The sequence below is a fragment of the Desulfothermus naphthae genome, from assembly GCF_054657475.1.
Map to the genome: position 1 here is coordinate 437,313 of NZ_BAAHYQ010000001.1, position 18,251 is coordinate 455,563.

General features: G+C 31.5%; 18 protein-coding genes. 5 read left to right on the forward strand and 13 right to left on the reverse strand.

Annotated elements, in window-relative coordinates; genetic code table 11:
* Positions 1 to 27: 27 nt before the first annotated feature.
* From ACYQ1E_RS02085 to ACYQ1E_RS02145, 13 genes are read right to left on the reverse strand one after another with little or no spacing between them, the layout of a single operon-like run.
* On the reverse strand, positions 28 to 639 hold the full coding sequence (locus ACYQ1E_RS02085; protein WP_459875019.1) for a winged helix-turn-helix transcriptional regulator: 612 nt from the start codon (positions 637 to 639) through the stop codon (positions 28 to 30).
* A gap of 20 nt (positions 640 to 659) precedes the next feature.
* Complete coding sequence (locus tag ACYQ1E_RS02090; protein ID WP_459875020.1) at positions 660 to 2,093, reverse strand: FAD-binding protein; 1,434 nt, start codon at positions 2,091 to 2,093, stop codon at positions 660 to 662.
* A gap of 17 nt (positions 2,094 to 2,110) precedes the next feature.
* Positions 2,111 to 2,377: a PD-(D/E)XK nuclease domain-containing protein gene (locus ACYQ1E_RS02095; RefSeq protein WP_459875021.1), complete on the reverse strand. Its 267-nt coding sequence runs from the start codon at positions 2,375 to 2,377 to the stop codon at positions 2,111 to 2,113.
* A complete protein-coding gene (locus ACYQ1E_RS02100; protein WP_459875023.1) occupies positions 2,359 to 2,562 on the reverse strand; it encodes an AAA family ATPase in 204 nt (67 codons plus the stop codon). The genes ACYQ1E_RS02095 and ACYQ1E_RS02100 overlap by 19 nt, the downstream gene beginning before the upstream one ends.
* Before the next feature lie 10 nt (positions 2,563 to 2,572).
* Positions 2,573 to 3,679: an ATP-binding protein gene (locus tag ACYQ1E_RS02105; protein ID WP_459875024.1), complete on the reverse strand. Its 1,107-nt coding sequence runs from the start codon at positions 3,677 to 3,679 to the stop codon at positions 2,573 to 2,575.
* Between the two features lie 20 nt (positions 3,680 to 3,699).
* Entirely contained in the window at positions 3,700 to 4,797 is a 1,098-nt protein-coding gene (locus tag ACYQ1E_RS02110) for an ATP-binding protein (RefSeq protein ID WP_459875026.1), read from the reverse strand.
* A 20-nt stretch (positions 4,798 to 4,817) separates the two neighbouring features.
* Positions 4,818 to 5,918: an ATP-binding protein gene (locus ACYQ1E_RS02115; RefSeq protein ID WP_459875028.1), complete on the reverse strand. Its 1,101-nt coding sequence runs from the start codon at positions 5,916 to 5,918 to the stop codon at positions 4,818 to 4,820.
* A 20-nt stretch (positions 5,919 to 5,938) separates the two neighbouring features.
* The gene (locus tag ACYQ1E_RS02120) at positions 5,939 to 7,036 is read right to left on the reverse strand and encodes an ATP-binding protein (RefSeq protein WP_459875029.1); all 1,098 of its coding nucleotides are present in this window, start codon (positions 7,034 to 7,036) and stop codon (positions 5,939 to 5,941) included.
* Positions 7,037 to 7,057: 21 nt separating this feature from the next.
* Positions 7,058 to 9,130 carry a tetratricopeptide repeat-containing sulfotransferase family protein gene (locus ACYQ1E_RS02125; protein ID WP_459875030.1) on the reverse strand — a complete coding sequence of 691 codons (2,073 nt, stop codon included), beginning with the start codon at positions 9,128 to 9,130 and terminating at the stop codon, positions 7,058 to 7,060.
* 27 nt (positions 9,131 to 9,157) lie between these two features.
* Positions 9,158 to 9,892: a tetratricopeptide repeat protein gene (locus tag ACYQ1E_RS02130; RefSeq protein ID WP_459875032.1), complete on the reverse strand. Its 735-nt coding sequence runs from the start codon at positions 9,890 to 9,892 to the stop codon at positions 9,158 to 9,160.
* 22 nt (positions 9,893 to 9,914) lie between these two features.
* Positions 9,915 to 11,465: a methyltransferase regulatory domain-containing protein gene (locus tag ACYQ1E_RS02135; protein ID WP_459875033.1), complete on the reverse strand. Its 1,551-nt coding sequence runs from the start codon at positions 11,463 to 11,465 to the stop codon at positions 9,915 to 9,917.
* Positions 11,466 to 11,483: 18 nt separating this feature from the next.
* The gene (locus ACYQ1E_RS02140) at positions 11,484 to 13,040 is read right to left on the reverse strand and encodes a glycosyltransferase (RefSeq protein ID WP_459875034.1); all 1,557 of its coding nucleotides are present in this window, start codon (positions 13,038 to 13,040) and stop codon (positions 11,484 to 11,486) included.
* Positions 13,037 to 14,332: a hypothetical protein gene (locus ACYQ1E_RS02145; protein ID WP_459875035.1), complete on the reverse strand. Its 1,296-nt coding sequence runs from the start codon at positions 14,330 to 14,332 to the stop codon at positions 13,037 to 13,039. The genes ACYQ1E_RS02140 and ACYQ1E_RS02145 overlap by 4 nt, the downstream gene beginning before the upstream one ends.
* Positions 14,333 to 14,609: 277 nt before the next feature.
* Between ACYQ1E_RS02145 and ACYQ1E_RS02150 the strand changes: the two genes are divergently transcribed.
* From ACYQ1E_RS02150 to fliS, 5 genes are all read left to right on the forward strand, one after another.
* Entirely contained in the window at positions 14,610 to 14,768 is a 159-nt protein-coding gene (locus ACYQ1E_RS02150) for a hypothetical protein (protein ID WP_459875036.1), read from the forward strand.
* Between the two features lie 251 nt (positions 14,769 to 15,019).
* Positions 15,020 to 15,175 carry a hypothetical protein gene (locus ACYQ1E_RS02155; protein WP_459875037.1) on the forward strand — a complete coding sequence of 52 codons (156 nt, stop codon included), beginning with the start codon at positions 15,020 to 15,022 and terminating at the stop codon, positions 15,173 to 15,175.
* A gap of 2 nt (positions 15,176 to 15,177) precedes the next feature.
* On the forward strand, positions 15,178 to 15,411 hold the full coding sequence (fliD, locus tag ACYQ1E_RS02160; protein ID WP_459878443.1) for a flagellar filament capping protein FliD: 234 nt from the start codon (positions 15,178 to 15,180) through the stop codon (positions 15,409 to 15,411).
* A 341-nt stretch (positions 15,412 to 15,752) separates the two neighbouring features.
* Entirely contained in the window at positions 15,753 to 17,705 is a 1,953-nt protein-coding gene (locus ACYQ1E_RS02165; RefSeq protein WP_459875038.1) for a flagellin N-terminal helical domain-containing protein, read from the forward strand.
* A 149-nt stretch (positions 17,706 to 17,854) separates the two neighbouring features.
* Positions 17,855 to 18,244, forward strand: coding sequence for a flagellar export chaperone FliS (gene fliS, locus ACYQ1E_RS02170; protein WP_459875039.1), 390 nt, complete (start codon positions 17,855 to 17,857; stop codon positions 18,242 to 18,244).
* Positions 18,245 to 18,251 lie beyond the last annotated feature (7 nt).

The window sequence follows — 18,251 nt, forward strand, 5'->3', positions numbered from 1 at the left end:
AATGATTATATATTTGTATTTTCTTTTTCATAGGTTAAAAATTGGAATATCCTGTTTTAATATTTTATTTAAATCTTGTCTTATTTCTTCATATTTAGCAAAAGAAGTGATTAATATTGCATCTATTTTTAAGGTATTTAACACCTGAGGAGGCATTATCACATAACCGAAAATAAGATTTCCATGTTTATCTTTATCATTGTCTACAATTGCAACAACTTTAATATCTAAATCAAAAATAGAAGACAATACAACTTCACACGTAGAAGATGCACCAAAAAAAACTAATCTTCTATATCCCAGTTCATAAATATGATGTAATTTTTCTTTTATATTCTCTTTTAAACTAGAATATATCTGGACTATCTCAGCCATATATTGACCAAGTAACTTTCTCCTTACTTCCTGTCCCTTTGGAGTAAGAACATATTTGAAACTTTTGCCATTCAATGGCTCAATCTTAATTAACTTTTTTTGTTCCAACTCTTTTAAATAAGAATTTACCCTGGCTCCACTAACAAGAACACGCTCTCCTAAATCCGCCTGACTAATATCTGGATTAGTATTCAAATTTTCCAAGATAGCAATTATTCTCGCTTCTTTAGTGGGTTTTAAAAAATTTTTATCTACCAATAACAAATCCGGTACTCCCGATTTACTTAATTTAAACCCTTAAGCCTACCTTCCACTACAGTTAATAAACTCATCAATTTTAATCTTTCAATATATGCTTGTTGAGCTTCAAGTTCCTTATGAATATTTTCTCTTATTTTTATTAACTCCTCTTTTTCTCCCAACAATAAGGACTTTGATATGTCAATCCGCCTATGGTTATCCTGAGAATTTAAACATTTTATTTCATCCAAAAAATCATTAACTAAGTTTGTAAATATTTTATCGGATAAGAATTTATTTTCTTTAGAAAAAATTGCTGCATATTTACCTGCCCTAAACCCAAAGACCAGACAAGATAAAATCATCGCCCCACCAATCCTGTTGGCTCCATGCATTCCAGAAGCACATTCACCACATGCAAATAGTCCTCTTATACTACTCATCCCATGTTCGTCAATCTTTGCACCTCCGTTTTGGGCCTGAGCAAAAGGCCGTATAAAAAAACCCCTATTTTTGTCTATTAATTTAACCCCTTTTTTTGTTATAAATTGTAGTAAAAATTTATCCAGCTTAAAATCCTGAGTCCCATATCCAATAGGACAGTGGGAATCCCGTATGTCGATTAAATTAAAATACTCAAAAGGCAATGAAATCTTCTGTTTTTCCCATTCAATTGCAAGATTTGTTTGTTTAAAATTACTGTAAGAGAAAAAATCAAGAGTAGTTGTCTTAAGCCAGAGCATCTGAATAAATCCTTCATTAACTAAGTTAACAGAAGCATCTTTTAGAACACCCATAGTGATTCCACAAAATGGATGCATCCATGAGATATTATAAGGAAATAAAGAAACAACTCCACTAGTAGCCATAACCAATGATTTGGTTTTAATTGCAAGAAATTTATTTTTCTTAATGTCAAAACAAATTAAGCCGATAATGCGTTTCTCCTTTTTATCCACAAAAATTTTCAATATACATACATCAGGAAAAAAACATACTTTGTCTTTTATACGATTAAAAAGTTTTGAGAATGCACTTTTTAAGTTTAAAATCACAACAGCACTGTTTTGTTCGGGCAAAAAACAACCTTTAAATTTTGTTAAATTACCTTTATTATCTACAATAAAATCAATCCCTAAATTCTGTATTTCAAGAAGTCTTTCTTCTGCATCTTCCATTAAAATATTTACTAATTTTCTATCAATATATCCAGGATAAGCTATTTCTATTGCCCTATTTATAAAGTTTTTCTTCTCCTTCTCTGTAAGAGGCATTTGAATTCCAACTTGCTTATTGTGATTTAAAAAAGAGGAACCAGAAAGTCCGTCTCTAAGAGATATAAGAGCAATTTTTTTTACACCTTTTACTCCAATCGCCCCAAAAGCAGCTTCAAGTCCAGAAAAACCAGTACCTGCAATTACTGTATCAAAACTCAAAATTTCTATATTATGCTTTAAATTCCATGCAGTAACGATCATGGTATAACAATTTTAAATTACACTTTTTCCCAAACAAATTTTTTAATATTTCTTCTCTTCTCATCAAACACAATTCCTATTATTATAACTTCCTTCTCTTTTCCTGAATATTTCTCAAAATATCTCTTCTCTTTTATCTGCTTTAGTGGATCTTCATCTGTTACCTTAAACTCAAATATGTAGTATTTATCCTTAAATTTTACTGTAAAATCTATCCTGCCTCTATTTGTCACATCCTCTGCTACTATCTTAAGTCCCAAACTCGCTATATATGCATAAAACACACTGGCATAATATCCTTTATACTTACTAATGTATCACACAAAAGACTCTTACCAAATCTACGAGGTCGGGATAAAAATACATACTTATGATTATTTATTAATTCCATTATGTATTTTGTCTTATCAACATATACATAATCTTCTCTTATCTCTTTAAAAGTAGATATACCTATTGGTAATTTCATATTTTGACCCTTACGCTTTATTATCAAATTCTTCACCATATTTTATATAGGCCCAGTAAAAACTCCTTCCCTGAGGCTTATATTCGCCTGTTACTGGATTGTAATATAAGTAATTCAATCTTACCAAATTTCCAAGCTCATCCATAAGTTTTATATCATCAAATGATTCTTCTACATCTTGATATACAAAATATCCTTTTTGTTTAAACAATTTTGCAATCTGCAAAAAAAGCTCCTTTTTATAATATAATTTTCTATATTCTACTATCTTTACAAAATTTGCATGAATAATCTTATTTAACTCTGTCTCAATATCCTCTGTATTAACATATCCTTTGTTTGCTTTTAATTTAAGCCTGAATAGAATCGAATCTATCTCCCAGATACTCCCACCCAGTTTATCCCAGATCAAATTTATTTGATCATGAGTAAGTTTATAATCATGTATATTATTTTCTTTATCTATGTTGCTAAGCCAATAAAATACATCTTCCTTCCCAAGATAATCTATCTCTAAAAGCTCACTTGTTTTACTCAATTTTGAATAGGTATAAATCTTTTCTATAAAATATCCATCACTGCTTGCAACTATGACATGGCATAAATGGGATTCCTTTGTCATAGCTATAAAAAAATTAAATACCTCTTTTATTAACTCCCTTTTTCCGTTTATATAAATATCTTCTAATGCCTGAAGCTCATCTATTAATATTATTGGCTTTTTGCCTTGTTGCCTTATCTTTAAAAGCTCTTTTTCCATTATTTCAAAGGCATCATACTCCAGATTTTGAAGTCCTTTGTATGTCTCTATATCCAATTTAAATATCCGAAGATTATATTGTCTCTTTTCTTTTACATCTTCCTTGGACTTACTAAAATCTATCCCAAAAAATACACTCAAAAAATCTCTGTAATTGGAAATTACATACTTACGTAAATTAAAATCCTTTATCTCATATTTTTCCTTATCCAGAGACTCTATAAATTTATAAATTAATGTGGTCTTTCCTCCACTTTTTGGCCCATATAAAAACAATATAGCATTTGGCTCTGACTCTATCCAATTTGCCAAAAACTTAAATTCCTTCTCACGATCTATAAAAGCTACTTTCTTCATTAATCAGCTCCATTCTTTAATTACTTACCAAATTCCTCACCATATTTTATATATGCCCAGTAAAAACTCTTTCCCTGAGGCTTATATTCGCCTGTGAGTGGATTATAATACAAATAATTTAATCTTACTAAATTTCCTAATTCTTCAATAAGCTTACCCTTTTCAAAATGTGAGAAATCTTTTATAGTAAATGCATTTTTTTCTTTTAAGATTTTTGCTATTGCGAGGTTCAACTCATCGTCATAGTATATACCGATATAATCTACTATCTTTACAAAATTTGCATGAATAATCTTATTTAATTCATTCAATAACTCTTTTGTATCTACTTTCCCATCTCTTGCATAAGATAACATAGTCTGAAGAATATCATCAATCTCCCATATACTTCCACCAAGTTTTTCCCAGATTAAATCTATTTGCTCATCTGTCAATCTATATTTTGTTATATTATTTTCCCTGTCTATATTCTTGAGCCAATAATAAATTGCCTCTTTATCAAGATAGTCTATTTCAATTAGCTTTGATGTCTTTGATAATTTTGAATAAGTATAAATCTTTTCTAAAAAATATCCATCACTGCTTGCAACTATAACATGGCATAAATGAGATTCCTTTGTCATTGCTATAAAAAAATTAAATACCTCTTTTATTAACTCCCTCTTCCCGTTTATAAAAATATCTTCCAATGCCTGAAGCTCATCTATTAATATTATTGGCTTCTTCCCTTTATCCCTTATCTTTAAAAGCTCTTTTTTCATTATTTCAAAGGCATCATATTCTAAATTCTGAAGACCTTTATATACCTCTACATCCAACTTAAACACACGAAGATTATATTGTCTTTTTTCTTTTACATCCTCTTTGGACTTACTAAAATCTATACCAAAAAATACACTCAAAAAATCTTTGTAATTGGAAATCACATATTCTCTTAAATTAAAATCCTTTATCTCATATTTTTCCTTATCCAGAGACTCAATAAATTTATAAATTAATGTGGTCTTTCCTCCACTTTTTGGACCATATAAAAACAATATAGCGTTTGGCTCTGAGTCTATCCAATTTGCCAAAAACTTAAATTCCTTCTCACGATCTATAAAAGCTACTTTTTTCATTAACTAACTCCCTTCTTTAGTCACTTACCAAATTCTGCACCATATTTTAGATATGCCCAGTAAAAACTCTTCCCCTGAGGCTTATATTCACCTGTTACTGGATTGTAATACAAATAATTTAATCTTACTAAATTTCCCAATTCATCCATTAGTTTTGTCTCTTCAAACTTGTTTGATAATTCGTTCAAATAAAAATATCCCTTATTAAGAAATAATTTGGCAATATCTAAAAAAAGTTCTTTCTTATAATAAAGAGGTCTATATTCTATCAATCTTATATAATTTGCATGAATAATCTTATTTAATTCATTCAATAGCTCTTTTGTATTTACTTTCCCATCTCTTGCATATGATAACATAGTCTGAAGAATATCATCAATCTCCCATATACTTCCACCAAGTTTTTCCCAGATTAAATCTATTTGCTCATCTGTCAATCTATAATTTGTTATATTATTTTCCCTGTCTATATTCTTGAGCCAATAATAAATTGCCTCTTTATCAAGATAGTCTATTTCAATTAGCTTTGATGTCTTTGATAATTTTGAATAAGTATAAATCTTTTCTATAAAATATCCATCACTACTTGCAACTATAACATGGCATAAATGAGATTCCTTTGTCATTGCTATAAAAAAATTAAATACCTCTTTTATTAACTCCCTCTTCCCGTTTATAAAAATATCTTCCAATGCCTGAAGCTCATCTATTAATATTATTGGCTTCTTCCCTTTATCCCTTATCTTTAAAAGCTCTTTTTTCATTATTTCAAAGGCATCATATTCTAAATTCTGAAGACCTTTATATACCTCTACATCCAACTTAAACACACGAAGATTATATTGTCTTTTTTCTTTTACATCCTCTTTGGACTTACTAAAATCTATACCAAAAAATACACTCAAAAAATCTTTGTAATTGGAAATCACATATTCTCTTAAATTAAAATCCTTTATCTCATATTTTTCCTTATCCAGAGACTCAATAAATTTATAAATTAATGTGGTCTTTCCTCCACTTTTTGGACCATATAAAAACAATATAGCGTTTGGCTCTGAGTCTATCCAATTTGCCAAAAACTTAAATTCCTTCTCACGATCTATAAAAGCTACTTTTTTCATTAACTAACTCCCTTCTTTAGTCACTTACCAAATTCTGCACCATATTTTAGATATGCCCAGTAAAAACTCTTCCCCTGAGGCTTATATTCACCTGTTACTGGATTGTAATACAAATAATTTAATCTTACTAAATTTCCTAATTCTTCAATAAGCTTACCCTTTTCAAAATGTGAGAAATCTTTTATAGTAAATGCATATTTTTCCTTTAAAATTTTCGCTATTGCGAAATTCAACTCATCGTCATAGTATATACCAATATAATCTACTATCTTTACAAAATTTGTATGAATTATTCTATTTAACTCTGTCTCAATATCCTCTGTATTAACATATCCATTGTTTGCTTTTAATTTAAGCCTGAATAGAATCGAATCTATCTCCCAGATACTTCCACCCAGTTTATCCCAGATCAAATTTATTTGTTCATTAGTAAGTCTAAAATCATGTATATTATTTTCTTTATCTATGTTGCTCAGCCAATAAAATACATCTTCCTTCCCCAGATAATCTATCTCCAGAAGTTCACTTGTTTTACTCAATTTTGAATAGGTATAAATCTTTTCTATAAAATATCCATCACTGCTTGCAACTATAACATGGCATAAATGGGATTCCTTTGTCATTGCTATAAAAAAATTAAATACCTCTTTTATTAACTCCCTCTTCCCGTTTATATAAATATCTTCTAATGCCTGAAGCTCATCTATTAATATTATTGGCTTCTTCCCTTTATCCCTTATCTTTAAAAGCTCTTTTTTCATTATTTCAAAGGCATCATATTCTAAATTCTGAAGACCTTTATATACCTCTACATCCAATTTAAACACACGAAGGTTATATTGTCTTTTTTCTTTTACATCCTCTTTAGATTTACTAAAATCTATCCCAAAAAATACACTCAAAAAATCTCTGTAATTGGAAATCACATATTCTCTTAAATTAAAATCCTTTATTTCATATTTTTCCTTATCCAGAGAATCTATAAATTTGTAAATTAATGTAGTCTTTCCTCCACTTTTTGGCCCATATAAAAACAATATAGCATTTGGCTCTGACTCTATCCAATTTTGTAAAAACTTAAATTCCTTCTCACGATCTATAAAAGCCACTTTTTTCATTTTTGTATCCTGACTCTTAAGTTATTTGTTTTCTCCTGATTCATAATCAATTATTATGCCTGCCTGCTTTAGGGATAGACCAGGCCCTTCATCTGCTTCAAGGACTTTTTTAAGTGGTTCAAGATGTTTTTCATATCTTTTCCATCTGGAAACAGATTTTGTATATAGGGGTTTTCTTACCTGATCATAACTTGCTGTTTTGACATCCCTCTTTGTCTTATAAAATTCAAGACACCCTTCATACCAATCTAACTCACAAAAATCCAATAACTCTTTTATCTTTTCTCTGGGCTTTTTGACCAATTCTTCATATTGGCTCTCATAAAATGTAATTGGTAACACTTCTCTCCAGTGTTGCATAATGTCAAGATATAGACGGTAGTAATGACCAAGGTCTTCTAAATTATACGCAAATGATAGTCCAGCAGCTGCAAAGTTTTGAAAGTAATTTGAAAGACATGTATCATAGGGATTTCGCCTGCAATGAATGATCTTTACTTCTGGAAATATCAGAGCCATAAGTCCCATGTAAAGGAAATTTTGTGGCATTTTATCTGTTACATGGATGAATACACCGCCACTTAGAGAATCAATGAAATCAAGGTATTCTTGGGCTGCCTTATTTAAGGTTTTTTCGTCTAATTCTAAAGCGATTTCAGGAAATGGGATATTTTCCCCCATCCAATGGGAGAGGCTTGAAGCAATTTCCCCCATCTTTGCCAGTTCTCCAGCCCCATATACATCTGGATGTGTTGCCAGGATCTGTTCTGTTAAAGATGTTCCAGAGCGAGGCATTCCTACGATAAAGATAGGCTTTTTTGTCTCGATAGTAGATCTTTTTGCTTTTTTGAAAAATTCAGTAGTAAATACTTTTTTCAAATTATGAAAATATTGTTCTTCTTTTTGAGGATTATATGTCCTTGGAACCAGATCATTGGCTTGTTTCAATTCCTTAAATGCTCGATCATAGTCTTTTAAATTATCGTAAAGCTCAGCGAGAATGAATTTTGTTGAAGAAATAAAACCCTTTGATAATCCTTTATTTTCCAAAACTTCATTTAATAAATCTATGCCTTCTTTTTCTGCATGAAATTTTTTACACAAAGTTGCTAGTAAACTCACAGCTTGGGGATTATAAGTATTTTTATGAGCAAAAAATTCTTTTACTATTTTAAAAGACTCCTCATCCTTTCCTTTTTTCTCTAAAATTGAAGCCTTTTGAAGTAAAAGTCCATCATTTTGGGGATCTAGTTTTAAGCCTTCCTCTACAACCTCAATTGCTTCATCCCATCCAGAGCATACCATCATAGCATTGGATAAAAGTTTATATAAGCCTGCCATATTAGGTGCGAGATTTAATGTTTTGCGAGCCTCTTCTTCTGCCTTACACACTACCCCTGCTAGCAGGTATGCATTTGCCAAGCGAGCTCTAAAACTTATATTGGCAGGATCTAATTCCTTCAATTTCTGTCCTATTGTAATAGCATACCATGGTCTGTTGATTTCTAAAAATACTTCCATTAAAATAAAAAGATGTTCTTTATCCCGAGGTCGTAATACATAAGCTGCCTTTGCAATTTCTTCTGCCTCATCATATCTATTAAGTTGTACTAAACAATATGCCAACTTAACAAATGGTCGCGGATCCCAATGACATAAAACAACTGCCTTATCCAAATATTCTCTAGCTTCTTCAAATCTCTGAACTTCCATTAATATGGAGCCTAAATTGTACAACACCTCAAAATCATCAGATGAGATCTCTAAGGCTTTTTTGTATGTAGAAATGGCTTTATTAAATTTCTTTAAACAGAAAAAAACAGTGCCCAGGTCCATTAAATACCTTATATTACCAGGTTCTAAATCAGCGGCAGCTTTAAGCAATTTTTCAGCTAATTCATACTGCTCCCCTTGAAGAGCCATAATACCAAGATTGTGGTAAGCTGTAGCGTTTGTGGGATCCAAATCCAATATTTTTCTATACAATTCTTCAGCCTTTTTGTAATTTCCTTCACCATGCAATTGCTCTGCTTCTTTTAAAAGAGCTTCAACTTCTTGGGACTCAACATTGGCTAAACTAATTTCCAGGACCATCTTTAACCTCCTAATCTTCTTTAAATCTTATTGTTTAATATCGCCAGCCTCAGAAGTATTGGCAATGCCACTATATTTATAAATTTTATCTTTAAATTTTTTATACATCGGTGTCTCGCCCCATCTTTGTATTAAAATCTCAACATAGGGTGCAGCTTCTAATGCTTTATTTTGTTTTAATAATGACTTTACCAAAATTTCTAGGACTTGTTTTTCCTGTATATCCAATTCATGGATCATAATATTACAAAGTTCTTCAGATCTAGAGTAAGCTCCAAGCCTATAATTTACTTCTGCAAGGGTAATTAAAACACTTGGGTCCATATTCCCCAAATTAACTGCTTTTACCAAAAATTTTCTCGCCTCTTCCAAAAAATTTTCTTCAGCAAGTAACTTTCCCAAATTTCCGTAGGCTTCTATGTATGTTGGATCCATGTCTATAGCCTTTTTAAATAGTTGCTTTGCTCTTTCAAAATCTTTTTCCAAATAATAAACAACACCCAAATTAACGTAAAATACAGGATCCTTGGAATCCAGTTTAATAGCCGACTCAATTAAGAATTTTGCAAGTTCTAATTTACCAACTTGCATAGCAAGTAATCCAAGAAGATGCGTTGCTTCAGCATTTGAAGGGTCTTGTTGCAAGATTTCTCTATAAAGGCCTTCCGCTTTGACCAAATTTCCACTTAGATGATAAGACCTTGCTGCTTCAAGTTTATCTTTTAAACTAAAAATTTTATTTTCCCCACTATTTTTCTCCATAATTTATTTCCTCCTTGTAATTTTAAATAGCCTCTAATCTCTCCCAAAAAGGCCAGTATTTCTCTAAACAATCACTTACTTCTTTATTAAGAATTTCTTCTCTGCTTTTGTCTTGACCAAATACCTCCCAATTTAAATCTCTCTTTTCAATAAAAGATTGTGTATGAGTCATAATATCATCAATATTATTTTTACCTTCATTTACGATGGCATCATAAACTAATCTATTTATGAGAGATACTGACATTGCAGTTCCAGCTTTGGGAAGTACAAAAAATTTTAACTCATTTTTATATCTTGCATCTTTAGCTACATATTTATTAAAATATTTACACTTTTCCTTAATTTTAGGAGGTTCACTCATAATTGGAATAACAATACCTTTATGTATTAACATAGCAATAATTTTCAACAATTCATTTTTTTTAACATCTTTTAATACATCAAATTTTTTTAGTTCTTCTATTGTTTTAGTTTCTATTAACTCTTCTAATAACTTACTTACTATTCCTTTATTTATATTGACCCTTCTTTCTGTATATTTTAATTCAATTTTATTAATTTCATCATCTTCCTCACCAGGTTTTATTAAAATAAATTTTACTTCATTATATAATTTGTAATTGCATATCTCTTTTGGTAAAAGGATTCCTCCCTTTATATATATATCTTTTCTAAAAGGTAAATTTAATATATAATCTTTTGATATCTCTCTCATATACATAGATCTAAGACTATTGAGTGCCTTTAATTGTGTATTGTTGAACAAAACATCGTCAAAAAACCATACAGGATCAGCCATACCTAAATATTTTAATTTAGCTTCCTGCATATAAGAACAGACCTCAGAAAAAAACAAAGGTTGCCAATCCTCATTTAAATATTCATGGACTATATAATTGATAGGCATTTCCTCTGACTTTCCTAAGGTCTTTTTTATTATTGGGGAATTAAAATATTTAGAGCCTCCTTCTTGCAACTTTTTAATTATATTTAGAACCATTTTAACCTTTTTTAAACTTATAACTTCAGGAAACAATTTAGCGAAATCTACAATTATTTTTTGAAAAGGCACTCTCATAAACCAACCACACATATCATTATAACTTACGCTTAAAAGCCCACCTGGTTTTAATTTTCTCCTGGCGAATTCAACTATTTTCATCCTATTTTCATGATTTATCCAACTAAATACTCCGTGCAAGGTTATCATATTAAATTCAGGGAACTCTTCTATCTTTTCTTCAACAATTTCTTTGAAAGAGGACTCAAAAAATTTGATGTTTTGTAATCCTAGTTTGTCTTTAAGAGAGTTTGCAAATAGAATATGATCGGGGTTAAAATCAATTCCATAAAAATTTCCCGTTGGATATAACATCGCCATGATATTTAGAGTTAGTCCTGTGCCGCATCCAAGCTCACAATAAGTAAATTCCTTTCTTAGATTTAAAGGTTCATATCCATATAAAAGACAGCAAAAATTTAAAAAATCAGGATGTTGATGGTAGTAAAAATTCGTAGTATAACTTATATCTGTAATATAGCCTTCTGTCCACGTAGATACAGGGAACATTGTGCTTCTCCTTTTTACTTATTTTTTTTCTACATTTTGTGTAACTTTTTTGTAATTTTCCCTAATTTCCTTTAAATGTGGATTTAATTCATAAGCTTTTTTAAAAAAATTTTTTGCTTTCTCAAACATACCTTTTTGCCAATAGATTACCCCAATATTATTCAATACTTCTGCATCTTCGCCATTTCTTTCTAAAAGTTTGTTAAATAATAATAAGGACTTATTCAAATCTTTATTTAAAAAGAATTTTTCTCCCAATTTTATCAAGTTCTGTCTTTTTATTTTTACTGGAAATTTTAATTTATCTTCATATAATTTTATACAATTTTCTGCCACCTTTTCTAAATTAAAATCATTTTTCACTTTGTTTCGTGCATTTTTTGACAAATAAATCTTTTTTTCTTTATTTTCTAGTATCCATTTAATTCCATATGCAAAATCTTCTACATCATAGATCTTTGCAATATATCCCTCTTTTTTATGTGTAATAACATCTCTTATAGCTCCATAATCAAAAGCAACAACAGGAAGACCACAACTCATTGCTTCCAATGTGCTGATAGATATTTCAAAACGGATAGATGGATTAACAAAGATATCTGAAGCGCTATAATACCAACACATAACTTCTTCATGAGGAACATAACCTAATGCATGAACTGGAAAAGGCATGTCTCTCCTTACTATTTCTGGGTGTGCACCTAAAAGAATCAAATAAATGCCTAAACCTTCTTTACTTAAAAATTTCAAAGCGTCCATTAGACGAAGAACATCATCTTTTCTATCTTTTAAAGAGGAACAACAAAAAATTAATATAAATTTATCAATAGGCAGATGCAGATGTTCCCTTGCTCTTTTTTTGTTTTTTCTGGTAAACTTTTTTAAAGATATACCAGGAGGAATGACTTCAATTTTGAAATCTGAACCAAATATTCCACTTTCTTGAGCTTCTTTTCTTAAAAAATTGTTAGTTGAATTAACATATAAATTTAAATTACTATATGACTCCTTTTTTATATTGAAATTTATTGTTGAGATTTCTTTTACTCCTTCTTTTAATAAAGGGCATTTTTTACATTCTTCTTTAAATTTTTCACACTTGTGTAAATGACATCCTCCTGTAAAAGGATATTTATCGTAAATAGTTAGAAAAACAGGTTTATTCATAAAGTAAATAGGAGCCATAGTTATATCCACAAGACCTGGAGACCAATGTATATGGACTATATCCGCCTGATTTATTTCTATTATTTGTTCTAAATTTATTATTGAATCAGGTAAGGAGAAAAACAATTCTCCATCAGGAGCCATTATTTGCATCTTTAACAGCTTGCTCCACTCTTCAATCATATAATTTGATATAGTCTCAGTATCAGGGACCACTTTATCTGAAATAAAAATCTTTGTCTTATCAAAGGGATCAAAGGTGATTATTTTCACACTAGGATCTCCGCTTGATTTTACTAAAGTAAATACTGTTGAATCCACTCCTTTTTTTTGTAAGGCTTTATGCAATCTATAAGCAGATATTCCCTTACTTGAAAAATCCACTGTTGAGAGATGAACTATTTTCATATATTCCTCCATGGAAGATTGATTTTTCTCATAGAGAAAATATCTGGTTTTGGATATAAAGACATTATATCCTCTTTTAAAGAAAGTTCCAAATTTTTTTCTCTTTTTTCTATAGCATCCATTAAAATCCGGGCCTTTTCACCTAAAATTCCCTTATCTTTCAATAAATTCTTTATTTTTTTCTCAGCCTTTAAAAAATTTCCTTCCTTTATATATAAAAAACCCTTTATTAAGTTTAACCATTTATCACTAATTCCCACTCTTTTTAAATAGTCTAATAGAACATAACATTTTTTCAGTTCATTCACTTTAAGATAGTCAAACGTTTGACATAAACCAATAAGATTTCTTCTATCACAGGGAAGATATTTTTTTTGATACAAATCTTCAGCAATTGAAAAAAGTTCCCTTAATTCCTGAGGGTTCTTTATATGAGATACTCCCCAAAGCATATCAGTCACTTCCATTTGTCTTGAATTTATATTATCTTGAGGTTCTTTAAAAGCTTCGAGTACATATTCCACCAAATTATAAGATAAAGGTGTTCCGTGATACACAGCGGTATCTTTTATCTGATCAGGTATTTTTACCTTTTGTTTTACTCTTTTACAAATCCAGTGGGGTCTGTTGAGGTAAACACAAAATCCTATATGAGTCCCAAAGGAAAAAGACATAGTATGAGATGATAAAAGGATAACAGTCTTTAGTCTATTTAAAAACTGCATGTCATAGACATTTCCTGCAGTTACACAGGTATATCCTTCTTTTATAAAGAGACTGTCAATATTCCGTAATACATCTCTCCATCCTAGGCAAATTAAAATATTTTCAAATTCCTTTTCAAACTCTTTTATAACTGAAATTATATATTTTACATCAAAATCTACATAAATAGACCAGCTTGAGTGGGGGGGAAAGACAAGTAAGGTTTTTCCCAATTGTTTTTTTAATCCTACTAGCTCTGAGTTTGACAGGAGCGGATCAGCATAATGAATTGATGGTCCAATTGCAAAAAGCACTTTATTGGTGAGTTGCCTTAAATATAAAAATCTATAGTCACTAAAGCAATAAATTACAGGAAGAGGCACAGAAATATCAAAACTCCACACATGATCGTATAACATGGCTGCATGTTCCAATACCCCTTTTATTTGATAATTCTTATTCAAATTAGCATATTTCTTTAGAATATGCGCATGTCCATAGCAATCGTTTGATTTATAAAGTTCCGTTGTCTTAAGTGGCTTTTCTGCTGCTAAAAACTTAATATTACCATCAACTACCTTTATCATTTCTTCTCTACCTCCTTTTGCGTTCTTTCTGCCATTTTTATGCCAAGAAAACACCATTTAATTTTTATTTCAACTTTTATCTGGTTGGCATATTTTTTGCGGTACAGCATATATCAGAAAATTTTTCCTTATAAATAAAGAGACAGCAGACAGCACACAAAACAACGTCAAACGGCAGGCTGTGGCAGCAATGCTAGCCCAGATAAATCAAAATCCTGCCATTGCCCTCCAGCTGTTGCAAACACTCTAATTCAATAAAAACAAGGAGACCCCATAAATGGCTCTTGGTTCACGCTACAATGCATATCCCAATGGAAGACCCAGTGGACTTTCCAGGCATATTGTTGATCAACTTGTCCAGGTAAAACAGCTTCAGCTCTTAACCCCAATTCAGCAGGATATTCAAAATCAGCAGGCAAGGGCAGACATCTCTTAGCTCCAAATTGGTTGAGTTATATAAGGCTGCAGATGAAATAGACACTACATCTTCTGATGAGACTGTTTTGATTGCTGATGTATTTAACTTGGCTCTTACGGAAACTACACAGTTACTGTAAATAATATTGCTAAAACCTATTATTTAATTATTGGTGTTGATGATGGAAATTCATCAAATGGAGTAATTCAAGGCTTATCCAGTCTACATGATGCTGAGTTGTTGATGTATATAATAATTTTGAACAGTTTATGGATGAGAATGCATCATATGATTTAGAAAACAAAAAAGCAGGATTCCTTTTAGGAGACTTCATTGCAAGGACTGTTCAAAATAATATAAGGTCTATTGTATCAGGCATAGTTCCTGATACATCTGATAATGCATATCAATACTATCTCAATTAGGAATTGAATTTAATGATGATGAAGAGCTCACATTAGATGAAAACATCTTAAAAAATGCCTTAAGTTCTAATTCAGATGATGTTTTAACCCTATTTACTGGAGATAATGGAGTTGCCACAATGCTAAAAAATGCTATATCTTCATATACAGATTTCTCATCAGGCATTATAACAAAGACAATTAATTCTATTAAAGACAAAATTAATGATTTAAAGGATAAATTTAGTGAAGTATAGAAAGGTGTGCAGGATTATGAAGAACAACTGGTAAAAAAATACTCTAACTTGGAAGAAATTATTAAAATACAAAGCAATTCAAGAACAATTTGATTCCTATATAGAGCAATGGAAAAACTTAAAATAAGGGTTAGTTTTAATCTATTTCAGGAAAAGCGAACCTCTGCTCTCATCTTAAGATATTTTGGAAAATCCATATGTTAAAAATCTTCTTAAACTAAACTTCTTCCATCAAAAAAATTTAAAGTCAATTTAACTACACAAGGGCTAAAGTATTCCACTTCATAGCCGAATAAATAGTCAAAGACCAAGATAAAATAAGGAAACAAAGGAGGTAAGATATGGCTCTAACAATTAATACCAATATATCATCATTAATAGCCCAAAACAGCTTAAGAGTGGCAAATGATGCCCTTGCAAAAAACCAGCTAAGGTTATCTACAGGACTTAGAATCAATTCAGCTGCTGACGATGCTGCTGGACTTTCCATCTCAAAGAGAATGACTGCTCAGATAAGGGGACTTAATCAGGCCATTAGAAATGCCTATGACGGCATCTCCATGATGCAAACTGCTGAAGGGAATATGGAAGAGATGTCTAATATACTCCAGAGGCTGAGGGAACTTGCTGTTCAGGCATCAAATGCCTTAACTGATTCTGATAGGCAAGATTTAAATCAGGAATATCAACAAAAACTAGAAGAATTAGATAGGATTGTGGATACTGCTGAATTTAATGGAATTAAACTTTTAGATGGAACAGCAGGAACCACTACCTTTCAAGTTGGACCTAATACATCTGCAGCAAATAAAATTCAGGTAAGTCTAAGCAAGAGTTTAAAGAGTACAAACATCGGAGTAACCAATGAATATGGCGGGACACTTACACTCAAAAATGGTCATGGTGCTGTTGCTATTGCTGATGGATCTTTAGGTGTAAATGGAATTCGTTTAAATGTCTCTCCATATGTCACAAGAAAACTCAATCCCAACCTTAGAAATCCAGGCAATAATTATGGTTTTTATGTAATAGAAAAGGGACATTCTAAAGATTCTGCTTACGCCATAGCCCAAGCAATAAATAATTCAAGTGCAGGGGTTACTGCACATGCAAAGACTGTTTTTACCAATAGTAAGCAATATTTGAGTGCAAAAAAGACTAAAACTCTTAACGCCACTGCAACGGGAACCTATACAGTAGTAGCCCAGGCTTATGGATATTATACATTGCGTATAAACAATTTTACAGTATTCAGTAATTACAAGGTATCTGCCAGGACCACTTTAAAAACCCATCTAGCTGCTGGTTCAAGTGCTAGAGTTACAGTCACAGCAAAAATAGGTGCATCTACAATAGCTGCAGCTATCAATAAAATGGCCAACACCCTAGGAGTAACTGCACAGGTAACAGATGGAGGAAAACTAAAACTCTATAATCCTGACGGTGGGAATATTAAAATTACAGAAAGGGCAGGAACTAAAACTGCTGGTACAGGCACTAATGTAACTACAAAAACTGCAGGTAAATATGTTGTTTATACCTACCACAATGTATTTGATGGGAATAATGGATTTTTTATAAACAATAATCTAAATAATGGATCTAAATTAATAGCTACTGCTGGACTAACTGGAGGGGCAAATGATGCATTTACTAACACCATCGGCATTCGCACCAATGTTAAAACCCCAGCTCGTATGACCAATGCTCAAGTAACAATAATTAGAGGAACAGTAACCATTACAGGTCCTTCTGCCTTTAAGTTTACAGATTATTGGGAAAACGGTGAAGGAACAACTGCTGATCCAAATCTGAAATTCTCTCAAATTATTACTTCAGCAGGAGGACTTGTAAAACAAGGAAAAGTCGATTTTACAAGGACAATTAATAAAAGTTTTAACTCTAATATTACCACAAATGCAGGTGTAACAGCGGATGGTAATGTTTATTACTTCTCCAATGCAAATCAACAGATGTTTCTGAATACCACCAACATATTAACAGTATCAAATGCACAAAAGGCCATTGATAGAATAGATCAGGCTATTAAAGATTTAAACTCCTTCAGGGCACAGATCGGTGCTACTCAAAACAGGTTTGAATCCACAATCAACAACTTAAACAACTATGTCCAGAAATTAGTAGATGCAAACTCCAGGATCCTTGATGCAGATATTGCAAAAGAGGCAGCAGAACTCACAATGAACAACATCAAGCGTCAGGCTGCATCTGCAATACTTGCACAGGCAAACCAGAATCCAGCTATTGCCCTGCAGCTATTAGGCGGAATGTAATATAAGTTATAAGGGGCCTCATCTGGCCCCTTTTTAAAAAATAGTTGACGAAAATCCCCCTTTTGTTACATCCTAATTTTTTACATTTACAAAAAACACAGGCTATCAATCCTTAGACTTAAAATTTTACAACAAGGAGTGTCTTTAAAATGGTAAAAGGTGGTGCATATGCATATCAAAAAAGCTCAATTGAGTCCGCATCCAGAGAGGATATCCTCTTAAAGCTCTATGAAGGGGGGATAAGATTTCTGCAACAGGCCCAAAAACTCTGGAAACAGGGAGAAAAGGCAAGGGCAAGAGATTGTCGCTCACGCGCTATGGCAATAATTACAGAGCTCCACGCAACCCTAGATAGGGAAAAGGGAGATAAAGAGCTGGTTCAACAACTAGAAGAACTTTACGCATTTATGATTAAAGAAATGGCTAGAATAGGAGTAGAAGACGATTTTGATGGTTTAAAAAACATTGAAGAGATAATGCAAAAATTATATGATGGCTTTAAAGAAGCAGCAAAGGAATTTAAAAAATTAAAAAAATAAGGGAGGC